1 protein-coding gene is annotated in these 516 nt (G+C 60.3%); it reads right to left on the bottom strand.

Going from position 1 to position 516, the window contains the following annotated elements; all coding sequences use genetic code 11:
• Positions 1 to 329 precede the first annotated feature (329 nt).
• Positions 330 to 516 (bottom strand): LysR substrate-binding domain-containing protein (locus tag AC1DH9_RS30740; RefSeq protein ID WP_477809530.1); only part of this gene is annotated, 187 nt, incomplete at its 5' end.

Here is a 516-nt window from a genome sequence, read left to right as displayed (position 1 = left end):
GGCGAGGTGCCGTACGCTTGGGGCGAGCGTTTTTTTGCTTACTTTTTTTAGGCGCTTGTAAAAAAAGTGAGTCGCCGTAAGGGCGAAACCGCCAGCCGCCGTTACCGCAGGAATGGATATGTACACCTGCGAGAGATTGGTCGGCTGTCAGGCCGTCATCGCGAGCAGGCTCGCTCCCACAATGGATTGGTGTACATCTGCGGGAGATAGGCCGGCTGTCAGGCCGCCTTCGCAGGCAAGCCAGCTCCCACAGGTTTGATTGGGGTACATCCGCGAGAGATAGGCCGGCTGTCAGGCCGCCAAGGCCAACAGATCGCAGCCTGCGGCAGCTACAGGCGAACTTCGTCCTTGAGAATGTCAAACAACGCCTGCGCCGCCGCCGACAACTCATGCCCCGGCTTGGTCAACACCCCAATCGCCCGCTCAATCACCGGATCACTCAAGGTAATGCAACACGCCCCAAGCTCACGCATCTGCTCGACACACAACGCCGGCACCGCACTCACCCCCAGCCCC

The sequence above is a fragment of the Pseudomonas sp. 05T35 genome, assembly GCF_056396605.1.
Note: the sequence above shows the minus strand (reverse complement) of the source record. Positions and strands in the feature narration are given on the sequence as shown.